10 protein-coding genes are annotated in these 10,728 nt (G+C 69.9%); 5 read left to right on the top strand and 5 right to left on the bottom strand.

Features of this window, described 5'->3' with window-relative positions; genetic code table 11:
* Nucleotides 1–78: 78 nt before the first annotated feature.
* Nucleotides 79–825 (bottom strand): SDR family oxidoreductase, encoded by a 747-nt coding sequence (locus HY68_RS31740; protein ID WP_041998286.1) that lies wholly within the window; start codon nt 823–825, stop codon nt 79–81.
* A gap of 433 nt (nt 826–1,258) precedes the next feature.
* On the opposite strand from HY68_RS31740, the gene HY68_RS31735 reads away from it, so the two are divergent.
* The 5 genes from HY68_RS31735 (at nt 1,259) to HY68_RS31715 (ending at nt 6,664) form a co-directional block, all read left to right on the top strand.
* The gene (locus HY68_RS31735; protein ID WP_241778894.1) at nt 1,259–3,367 is read left to right on the top strand and encodes a discoidin domain-containing protein; all 2,109 of its coding nucleotides are present in this window, start codon (nt 1,259–1,261) and stop codon (nt 3,365–3,367) included.
* Nucleotides 3,368–3,495: 128 nt separating this feature from the next.
* Nucleotides 3,496–3,981: an NUDIX domain-containing protein gene (locus tag HY68_RS31730; protein WP_041998281.1), complete on the top strand. Its 486-nt coding sequence runs from the start codon at nt 3,496–3,498 to the stop codon at nt 3,979–3,981.
* Nucleotides 3,982–4,022: 41 nt separating this feature from the next.
* The gene (locus tag HY68_RS31725) at nt 4,023–4,781 is read left to right on the top strand and encodes a glycoside hydrolase family 75 protein (protein ID WP_041998279.1); all 759 of its coding nucleotides are present in this window, start codon (nt 4,023–4,025) and stop codon (nt 4,779–4,781) included.
* A 297-nt stretch (nt 4,782–5,078) separates the two neighbouring features.
* Nucleotides 5,079–5,405, top strand: coding sequence for a YciI family protein (locus HY68_RS31720; RefSeq protein ID WP_041998277.1), 327 nt, complete (start codon nt 5,079–5,081; stop codon nt 5,403–5,405).
* A gap of 8 nt (nt 5,406–5,413) precedes the next feature.
* The gene (locus HY68_RS31715) at nt 5,414–6,664 is read left to right on the top strand and encodes an RNA polymerase sigma factor (protein WP_241778825.1); all 1,251 of its coding nucleotides are present in this window, start codon (nt 5,414–5,416) and stop codon (nt 6,662–6,664) included.
* A 52-nt stretch (nt 6,665–6,716) separates the two neighbouring features.
* Here the strand turns inward: HY68_RS31715 and HY68_RS31710 are convergent, their stop codons facing one another.
* From HY68_RS31710 to HY68_RS45725, 4 genes are all read right to left on the bottom strand, one after another.
* Nucleotides 6,717–8,162 (bottom strand): mucin-5B, encoded by a 1,446-nt coding sequence (locus HY68_RS31710; RefSeq protein WP_241778824.1) that lies wholly within the window; start codon nt 8,160–8,162, stop codon nt 6,717–6,719.
* Between the two features lie 14 nt (nt 8,163–8,176).
* Nucleotides 8,177–9,142, bottom strand: a complete 966-nt coding sequence (locus tag HY68_RS31705) for a substrate-binding domain-containing protein (protein ID WP_241778823.1) — start codon at nt 9,140–9,142, stop codon at nt 8,177–8,179.
* 2 nt (nt 9,143–9,144) lie between these two features.
* Nucleotides 9,145–10,194 (bottom strand): ABC transporter permease, encoded by a 1,050-nt coding sequence (locus tag HY68_RS31700; protein WP_078864046.1) that lies wholly within the window; start codon nt 10,192–10,194, stop codon nt 9,145–9,147.
* On the bottom strand, nt 10,191–10,728 hold a 538-nt coding region (locus tag HY68_RS45725; protein ID WP_241778822.1), incomplete at its 5' end, for an ATP-binding cassette domain-containing protein. The genes HY68_RS31700 and HY68_RS45725, both read right to left, overlap by 4 nt.

Below are 10,728 nucleotides of genomic sequence, written 5' to 3'. Positions count from 1 at the left end.
CCGAACTGAGCGCCTCGGAGAGCACGTTGCTCACCGAGTGGCTGGACCGGCTGTCCGACGCGCGGCGGCCGGGGGACGTCAGATGATGCCGCCGTTGGCCCGCAGGCGCTGACCGTTGATCCAGCGCGAGGGGCCGGCCAGGAAGGAGACCACCTCGGCGATGTCCTCCGGGGTGCCGAGCCGCTCCAGCGGCGGCGCGGCCGCCAGCTCCGCGACGGCCTTCTCGTCCTTGCCGTCCAGGAACAGCGCGGTGGCGGTCGGGCCCGGCGCCACGGTGTTGACGGTGATGTCCCGGCCGCGCAGTTCCCTGGCGAGGACGAGGGTCATCGCCTCGACGGCGCCCTTGGTCGCCGCGTAACCGCTGTAGCCGGGGAACGCGAGACCGACGACGCTGCTGGAGAAGTTCAGGATCGCGCCGCCCGTGCGCACCCGGCGCGCGGCCTGCTGGTTGACGACGAACGTGCCCCTGACGTTCGTGCGGAGCATCCGGTCCAGGTCGTCGAGACCCAGCTCCACGAGCGGCTTCACGACCATCACCCCGGCCGCGTTCACCACCACGTCGACCCCGCCGAAGGTCTCCTCCGCGGTGTCGAAGAGGGTCGCGACCGCCTGCTCGTCCGCCACGTCGGCCTGTACGGCGACGGCCTGTCCGCCGGCGGCGGTGATGGCCTCGACCGTGGCCCGCGCCTCGGCCGTGTTCCCCGCGTAGTTGACGACGACGGCCAGCCCGTCCGCCGCCAGTCGCTCCGCGCTCTGCCTGCCGATGCCGCGCGACCCGCCGGTGACGACGGCCACCCGGCGGGCGGCAGGGGTGTTCTCAGCCATGACGATGCTCCGTTCCGGTCCACGGGACGCGCTCACCGCACCCCGACAGAGCAACGTTAACACTCAAGGGTTAACGACGATACGAAGGCCACGCGGCAATGTTTCCCCAGCGGGTCGCCGCCGTCAGATTCTGAAACAACGTCACCTGAGACTCCGTACAACTTGGGACAACTGCCGTTTCCTGGAGGTTACTTGTTGTGCACAACTGAACCGGACCGACTCGGTCCGTGCACAACTCTTGACGTGTACGAAACACGGGGGAACCATCACCATTACCCAGAGAGCGCTCTCCGAGTTCTTTCCCGCAGCGCCTTGCCCGTTGTCTGATGATTCAGGAGACATGCCCATGCATGCTGCTTCGCTCGGTCTCCCACGGTTCCGGAGACCCTCGCCCACGCGCAGGCGAGGAGTGGTCGCCGCGGTCGCGGCCTCCATGCTCGCCTCGCTGTTGCTCTTCATCCCCACCACAACGGCCAGCGCGGCGCCGACCCTGCTCTCCCAGGGCAAGCCGGTGACGGTCTCCAGCACGGAGAACGGCGGCACCCCCGCCGTCAACGCCGTTGACGGCAACAACGGCACCCGCTGGTCGAGCGCCGCCTCCGACCCGCAGTGGATCCAGATCGACCTGGGCTCCACCCAGGCCGTCACCCAGATCCAGCTCCGCTGGGAGACCGCGTACGCCAAGGCGTACAAGATCGAGTTCTCCACCAACGGCTCCAGCTGGACGCAGGCGTACTCCACCACCACGGGCCCCGGCGGCAACGAGACGCTCAACGTCACGGGCAACGCCCGCTACGTGAAGCTGACGGGCACCACCCGCGCCACCCAGTACGGCTACTCCCTCTGGGAGTTCCAGGTCTACGGCGGCACGGACGGCGGCTCGAACCCCGGCGGCCCGATCCAGGGCGGCGGTGACCTCGGTCCCAACGTCAAGGTCTTCGACCCGTCGACGCCCAACATCCAGGGCACGCTGGACCAGATCTTCGCGCAGCAGGAGTCGGCCCAGTTCGGCACGGGCCGCTACGAACTGCTCTTCAAGCCGGGCACGTACAACAACCTCAACGCCCAGCTCGGCTTCTACACCTCGATCGCGGGTCTCGGTCTCAAGCCCGACGACACCAACATCAACGGTGACGTGACCGTGGACGCCGGCTGGTTCAACGGCAACGCGACCCAGAACTTCTGGCGCTCCGCCGAGAACCTGGCGCTCACCCCGGTGAACGGCACCGACCGCTGGGCCGTCGCCCAGGCCGCGCCGTTCCGCCGTATGCACGTCAAGGGCGGGCTCAACCTGGCGCCCAACGGCTACGGCTGGGCCAGTGGCGGCTACATCGCCGACAGCAAGATCGACGGCAGCATCGGCAACTACTCGCAGCAGCAGTGGTACACGCGGGACAGCTCGATCGGCGGCTTCAGCAACGGTGTCTGGAACCAGGTGTTCTCGGGTGTCGAGGGCGCGCCTGCCCAGAGCTTCCCGAACCCGCCCTACACCACGCTGAACAACACCCCGACCTCGCGGGAGAAGCCGTTCCTCTACCTGGACGGCAACACCTACAAGGTCTTCGTTCCGGCCAAGCGCACCAACGCGCGCGGCGTCTCGTGGAACGGCACCCCGCAGGGTGACTCGATCGGCCTCGACCAGTTCTACGTCGTCAAGCCCGGCGCGACCGCGGCGACGATCAACGCGGCACTGGCCCAGGGCCTCAACCTGCTCTTCACCCCGGGCATCTACCACGTCGACCAGACGATCAACGTGACCCGGGCCAACACCGTGGTGCTCGGCCTCGGTTACGCGACGATCATCCCGGACAACGGCGTGAACGCGATGAAGGTCGCCGACGTCGACGGCGTCAAGCTGGCCGGTTTCCTGATCGACGCCGGTACGGTCAACTCGCAGGTGCTCCTCCAGGTCGGCCCCCAGGGCGCGTCGGCGAGCCACGCCGCGAACCCGACCACCGTCCAGGACGTGTTCGTCCGGATCGGTGGCGCGGGCGCCGCCAAGGCGACCACCAGCATGGAGATCAACAGCAACGACACGATCATCGACCACACCTGGATCTGGAGAGCCGACCACGGAGCCGGGGCGGGCTGGGAGTCCAACCGCGCCGACTACGGGCTCCATGTCAGCGGCGCCAATGTGCTGGCGACCGGGCTGTTCGTCGAGCACTTCAACAAGTACGACGTCCGGTGGAGCGGCGAGAACGGCAAGACGATCTTCTTCCAGAACGAGAAGGCGTACGACGCTCCCAACCAGGCCGCGATCCAGAACGGCAACACCCAGGGATTCGCCGCCTACAAGGTCGACGACTCCGTCAACACCCACGAGGGCTGGGGGCTCGGCAGTTACTGCAACTACACCGCCGACCCGAGCATCCATCAGAACAGCGGGTTCGAGGCACCGGTCAAGCCCGGTGTGAAGTTCCACGACCTGTTGGTGGTCTCCCTCGGCGGGATGGGTCAGTACAACCACGTGATCAACAACACCGGGGCGGCGACGTCGGGCACCTCGACCGTTCCGTCCAACGTGGTCTCCTTCCCGTAACAGCGCACATCGCACACGCCACACCGCACACGCGGGGCCCGGTCTCACCATGAGGCCGGGCCCCGCCCCGTTCCCGGACGGCGCATCAGTTCGAGCGCCGGTTACCGGCTTCGAACAGAATTGACGGCATGTCGGGCAAGCGAAGTGCGGGAATTCTGGTGTACCGGGTCACTGACGCCGGTGTGGAAGTGCTGCTCGGGCACATGGGCGGCCCGTTCTGGTCGCGCCGCGACACGGCCGCGTGGTCGATCCCCAAGGGGGAGTACGGCCCCGACGAGACGCCGGAGGCCGCGGCCCGCAGGGAGTTCCAGGAGGAGCTGGGCCTGGCGCCGCCCGAGGGTGACTGGACCGCGCTCGGCGAGTCCGTGCAGCGCGGCGGCAAGGTCGTCACCATCTGGGCGGTCGAGGGCGACCTGGACCCGGCGGACGCGGTGCCGGGCACCTTCACCATGGAGTGGCCGCGCGGCTCAGGGGTCATACAGGAGTTCCCCGAGCTGGACCGGTTCGCGTGGTTCCCGGCGGCGGAGGCGCAGCCGCGGCTGGTGGCGGGACAGCGGGTGTTTCTCGACCGGCTGGGACAGCGCATATCGGACGGTCGCCGTCCGCACCCGTAGGGCCGTCAGGGCCACGCCGTCGAGGAAAGGGCACCTTCCCCATGCGCTATCGCACCCACGTCGCCGCCGCCGGCACGGTACTGCTGGCAGCGGCGGTACTCCCCCAGCTCCCGCTGTCCGCCATCGCCCTCGCCGGGTCCGCGTCGCCCGCGGAACACGGCGCTGCGAGGCAGCCGTCCGGGCGGGGCGCGGCGGGCCCTGCCTCAGCGCGGGAGGGCAGCGTCGCGGCGGCCGATCTGCTCGCCAAGGTCAAGGACTGCGCGCGGATCTCGAAGGGGCTGTACCGGACGGACGACAACGGCGCCGCCACGGTCCCGGTCTGCGGCGCCAAGGGCGCGGTGTTCTGGCAGGCCGACATGGACATCGACTGTGACGGCCAGGTGACCGCCCACTGCAACAGCGCGACGGACCGGTGGTTCCAGAACTCGACCGCGTTCTCCCAGTCGGACGGCAAGCCGCTCAACTCGGAGAAGCTGCCGTACGTGGTGGTGCCGGCGCCGGGCGGCACCTGGGACTACACGGCGTCCGGCATCAACGGCGGCGGGATCGCGGCCGTCATCCACGACGGACGGGTGCAGTACGCGGTGGTCGGCGACACCGGGCCCGCCGGGATCATCGGCGAGGCGTCGTACGCGACGGCCGCCGCGATGGGCATCCCTTCGCACCCGGAGCGGGGCGGGGTCCCGTCGGGTGTCACGTACATCCTCTTCAAGGACTCCCGGGTCTCCCCCATCGAGGACCATGCCGCCGCCGTCCGGCTGGGCGACCAGCTCGCGAAGAAGTTCCTCCGGGACAACTGACGCGGGAAAGGCGGCGGGACGGCGCAGGAAAGGCGCCGGAAAAGGGGGCGGCCCCACCGGTGGAGGGGGGTTACCGGTGGGGCCGGCGAGCTCCGTCGGCGGGGGGGTGCCGCGAGCCCGGGTTCGAAGATGCGTGTGCCCCCTCCCCCACGGCGTATGCCCTGCGGACCGGGAAAAGTTTTTTCGCCGGACCTGTCGATCCGGCAGGGGGCCGCGCGTCGTACCGGTGTGAGGCAATGGTCTCCGCTCCAGGACACCAGCCTTCGGCACATCAGCTTCGGTACATCAGGAGGAACGATGAAGTATCTGCTGCTCATCTGCACGGACGAGCCGTTCGAGGCACCCTCGGGCGAGCTGGACGCCACGGCCTGGGTCGAGGAGATGGACGGCCGTGGCGTACGCCTCGACGGGCAGCGCCTGGAAGGCCCGGAGGCCGCGACCACCGTCCGGGTGCGCGACGGCTCGGTGCTGCTCACGGACGGTCCGTTCGCCGACACGAAGGAACAGATGGGGGGCTTTGACATCATCGACTGCGCCGATCTCGACGAGGCGGTCGAGATCGCGTCGAAGCACCCCATGGCCAGGTTCGGCATGATCGAGGTGCGGCCGTTCTGGACGGAGTGAACGAGGCGGTGGCGGCAGCCTGCACCGAGGAGTGGGGCCGCGTCGTCGCCTCCCTGATCCGGTTCACCGGCGACTGGGACCTGGCCGAGGAGTGCGCGCAGGACGCGTTCGCGCGGGCGCTGGAGCGCTGGCCGCACGACGGGGTGCCGCGGCGCCCCGGCGCGTGGCTCACCACCACGGCCCGTAACCGCGCCCTCGACCGGCTGCGCCGGTCGGCGACCGAGGCGGCGACGTTGCGGAAGGTGGCACGGATGCCCGGCGCGGACGGCTCGCTCCCCGGCTCGCCGGCCGTGGATCCCGACCCCGAGGTGACGGGCGACGGTGACGTGCCGGACGACCGGCTGCGGCTGATCTTCACCTGCTGCCATCCGGCGCTGCCGGCCGAGGCGCGGGTGGCGCTGACGCTGCGGACGCTGGCCGGGCTGAGCACGGCCGAGATCGCCCGCGCGTTCCTGGTCTCCGAACCGGCGATGGCGCAGCGGCTCGTCCGGGCGAAGAACAAGATCCGGCGGGCGGGGATCCCGTTCCGGGTGCCGTCGGGTCCCGCGCTCGCCGGGCGGACGGCGACGGTGCTCGCCGTGCTGTACCTGCTGTTCAACGAGGGGTACGGGGCGTCGGCGGGCGCCGTGCCGGTGCGGCGCGAGCTGACGGCCGAGGCGATCCGGCTGACCCGGGTGCTGGCGGGTCTGCTGCCCGGGGAGAGCGAGGTGCTGGGGCTGCTGGCGCTGATGCTGCTGCACGACGCGCGGCGCGATGCCCGGGTGGACGGGGCGGGCGCGCTGGTGCCGCTGGAGGCGCAGGACCGTACGGCGTGGGACAGGGACGGTATCGCCGAGGGGCTGGCCGTCCTGGACGAGGCCCTGCTGCGGCGCGGGCCGGGTCCCTACCAGGTGCAGGCCGCTGTCGCGGCCTGTCACGCGTCAGCCGGCACCGCCGCCGAGACGGACTGGCCGCAGATCGCGCTGCTGTACCGCGAGTTGGCGCGGATGGCGCCGGGCCCGGTGGTGGAGCTGAACCGGGCCGCTGCCGTCGCCATGGCCGAAGGCCCGGAAACAGGGCTCGTGTTGGTGGACGCGCTGCGGGATTCGGGGGAACTGGCCGGGTACTTCCCGCTGTTCGCCACCCGGGCGGATCTGTTGCGCAGGCTCGGCCGGTGGCGGGAGGCGGCCGTCGCCTACCGCGAGGCGCTGGCGCTCGCGCCGACGGACGCCGAGCGGCGCTATCTGGACCGGCGTCTGGCCGAGGTGGCGGGGCGCTGAGGACGACCGCCGTACGGCCAGGGCCATGGTCCGTACGGCGGTCGCCCGCGGGCTACTTGGGCACGTACAGCTTGATGTCGGTGACGCTGGCGTCGCCCTCGTACACGTTGGTGTAGAGGTCCCCGATGACGAAGTAGTCGGGGTACGCGGAGCCCTTCGGCCACTGGTCGGGCCAGCTGGCGCTGCCGTTGTTGTCGTTCTGCACGAGGGTGTTGTTGTACGCGCCGTCGTACTCGCTCGCCTTGACGTTGTAGTGCCAGATCGGCACGTTGTTGACGACGAAGTCGCGGTGGAAGCGCAGGGTTCGCTTGCCGCCCCGGGCAAAGTTGCCGGTGGCCTCCAGGGTGTAGCCGGTCGCGTCGCGCTCGATCGCGAACGTGTAGTCCTGGTTCGGCATCAGCTCTGGCTGCAGCTCGGCGGCGGACGACAGCTGGTTCTCGGCGGCGCCGCCGGAGCAGCTGGTCATGAACCACTGGGAGTTGCCGGCCAGGCCGCCCTTGCCGGGGGTCCAGTTCGGCAGTCCGTTGATCCACATGTTGACGGTGTTGAAGTTGCTGTCCTTGTAGTCCAGGTACGTGTTGGTCGCCGGGTCGCAGACCCGCCCCCCGCCGCCGGTGGCCGCCCGGTCGGGGTGCACGTAGAACCCGTCCATCAGCACCTTGCGCCGGTAGTGCCAGAAGTGGTTGTTGCGGGGCGCGGGGTCGGCGAAGTCGACGATGCCCAGGTAGTGGAAGCCGTTGTAGCCGTACGGGCCTTCGCGCACGTCCTGCCACTCGCAGTACGGCGCCGAGGCGTCGCCCTCCCAGCCGGGGCTGTTGGAGCCCTCGCCCCAGGGGTGCTGGGTCTTGCAGCCGTCCTTGGTGTAGCCGTTGATCTTGTCGTCGTAGTCGATGGTGCCGCCGCGCTTGCCACCGAAGTTGATCGTCTTGAGGTGGTACTCGACGCGGTACCGGTCGGGCAGGGCCTTGGTGGGCCGGAAGATGGCGCCGCCGGTCAGGTTGGGCACCTTCATCTCGGCGACGCTCCTGCCCGCCTCGGTGCCGTTGGTGATGGTGGGCTCGTTCTCGATCGTGCCGTCCTTGTCCGCGTCACGCGCGGACAGCGAGGCGGTGAGCCAGCCGTCCTCGCCGACCTTGAAGTCCTTGCGGTAGGTGTCGAACGAGTTGAAAGCGGCGTCCCAGTCGTCCCCGTAGTCGTTGTGGTACCACTGCCCGTTGTCTTCCATGATCGTGTCGAAGGGGTGGTCGTACGTCTCCTTCTTCCACGGTGTGTGGCCGGGGTCGAGGGGCTTGGCGAAGTCCTCGGAGTGCAGCAGCTTCCAGCGGGGCGCCGCTGCCTGCGGCTTCGTGGGCTTCTTGCCCGCCGAGGCCTCCGGTGCGGCGTTCGCCGTGGAGAGGGAGAGGGGCACGGTGAGCGCGGCGCAGACGAGTGCCGCGACGGCGTACTGCTGTCTTCTGCGCGGCCGTGGTCTGCTCCGCGGCGCGGAGCTTCCGGGCATGGGGGTTCCGGTCATCAGAAATTACCCTCCGGGTCGTAGTACTTCTCTGCGTTCTCCTTGGTGACGCGCGGTGAGGGGACGACCGTGTCCTTCTCGGTCTTCTTGCCGTCGAGGATGTCCACGGTCCTGTCCAGGCCGAGACTGCCGATCTGGTCGGCGTCGTTCAGCCCTGTGACCAGGTAGTTGGTGCCGTCGAGGATGGCCTTGAGCGCCTCGGTCTGGCCGTCGACGCCCGCCAGCACGATCTTGTCCTGGCGCCCCGCGTCCTTGACGGCGCGCTGGGCGCCCAGGCACATGGCGTCGTTCTCGCAGGCGACGGCGCTGATGTCGGGGTGCGACGCGAGCAGGCTCTCCATGACCTTCAGGCCGCCGTCGGTGCTCCAGTCGCCGAAGTCGGGCGCCTCGACGAGCTTGATGCCGAAGGCCTGGGACAGGGCGGCCTTCACGCCCTTCGTCCGGTCGAGCCCGATGCTGTTGTCGGCGGGGCCGCCCTTGACGATGGCGACGGTGCCGCCCTTGGGCAGGTGCTGGGCGAGGAACTGGCCGTTCTGCTTGCCGATCGCCTCGTTGTCGGGGCCGATCCAGCTGCTGTAGGTGCCGCTGCGGAACTTGCGGTCGACCAGCACGGCGGGCTTGCCCGCCGCTTTGATGGAGTTGAGGACGGCGGGCGCGGACTCCAGCGGGCCGCCGGAGACGATCACCGCGTCCACGTTCTTGCTCAGCAGGTCCTCGACGTTGGAGGCGAGCTTGGCGGCGTCGCCGCCGGCGTCGGTGGAGACGATCTCCACGCCCTTCTTCTTGGCCTGTGCCTTGATCGCTTTGTCCATGCCGATGAAGTAGGGCCCGCTGAGCGTGAAGTTGGCGATCCCGACGGTGTACGAGCCGTCGCCCTTGCCGCCCCCGCCCGCGCCGTCGGACGAGCAGCCGGCGAGCGCGGCGGCGACGGCTCCGGCCATCAGGACACCGGATATTTTCCTCATGATCATGACAAGCTTGCCTTTCCGGGATGCGGTTCGCTCACGGGCGCCCGGAACCGGCCGGTGCGCTGTACGAGGATGACGGCGATGATGATCAGGCCCTTGAGCACCTGCTGCCAGAAGCTCTGCACGTCGTAGAGGTTGAGCAGGTTGTTGATCAGGGCGAGCACCAGCACCCCGGCGAAGGTGGCCCGCACCGAGCCCTTGCCGCCGGCGAGGCTGGCCCCGCCGATCACACAGGCGGCGATCGCGTCGAGTTCGAAGGCGGTGCCGACGCTGGGCTGGGCGATCCCGACCCGGCTGGCGAGGATGACGCCCGCGAGTCCCGCGCAGGCGCCGCTGATCGTGTAGGCGAGCACGATGTGGCGGCGGACCCCGATGCCGGCGAGCCGTACCGTCTCCGCGCTGCCGCCGATCGCCACCAGCGAGCGGCCCGCCGGGGTGCGGCTGAGGAAGACCCCGCCGACCAGGAAGACCGCCAGCATGATGATCGTGGAGACGGGCACCTGCCCGACCGAGGTCGAGCCGAGCTTGAAGAAGCTCTCCTTCTCTGGCGACACGGGGGTCTCCGAGTAGACGAAGGCGAGACCTCTGATGGTGGTGAGGGCGGCCAGCGTGACGACGAAGGGCGCGAGCTGGAAGCGGGCCACCAGCGCCCCGTTGACCAGGCCGAAGCCGACGCCCGACGCGATGCCGACGAGCATGGCGAGCGGTACGGGCAGCCCGGAGGAGAGCCCGGCCGCCAGGATCCCGGAGACGGCGACCACGGAGCCGACCGACAGGTCGATACCGCCGGTGAGGATCACCGTGAGCATCCCGAAGGAGAGCAGTCCCGTGGTGACCATCTGTTTGAGCAGGTTGGTGATGTTGCCCTGGGTGAGGAAGGCGTCGGTGGTGGATCCGGCGACCACGACGAAGGCGACGAGCAGGACGACGAGCCCGGCCTCCAGGGTGAGGTCGCGTCCCGCGACGACCAGCCGGGGCATCCGCCGCCCCGGGGTCGCCGGGCCCGCTTCCGCGGGCGGCTCGGCGGACGTGGTGAGCTGTTCGGTCATGCGGCGTGTCCGATCGCGTGGGCGAGGACGGTGTCCTCGGTCGTACGGTCAGAGGGAAGTTCGGCGGCGATGCGGCCCTCGCGCATCACCAGCACCCGGTCGGTGGCGCCGAGCACCTCCGTGAGGTCCGAGGAGATGAGCAGGACGGCCATCCCGTCCCTGGCGAGTTCGTCGAGCATCCGGTAGATCTCGGCGCGGGTGGCCATGTCGACGCCCCGGGTCGGCTCGTCGAGCAGCAGCACCCGCGGCCGGGTGAGCAGCCATTTGGCAAGGACCGCCTTCTGCTGGTTGCCGCCGCTGAGCGCGCGTACCGGCAGCCTGGCCGCGTGCGCGGGCCTGATGTCCAGTTCGCCGACCATCCGGCCGACCTCCCGGCGCCGTCTGCCGGTGTCCAGCAGCGGCCCCCGGGTGGTGGTGCGCAGCGTGCTGAGTCCGATGTTCTCCGCCGTGCTCAGGCCGAGGACGAGCCCGGTGCGTTTGCGGTCCTCGGTGACGAGGGCGAGCCCGGCGGCGATCGCCTCGCGCGGGGTGCGG

The organism is Streptomyces sp. AcH 505 (genome assembly GCF_000818175.1).
Taxonomy (GTDB): Bacteria; Actinomycetota; Actinomycetes; order Streptomycetales; family Streptomycetaceae; genus Streptomyces.
This window is presented reverse-complemented; position numbering and strand designations above follow the sequence as displayed.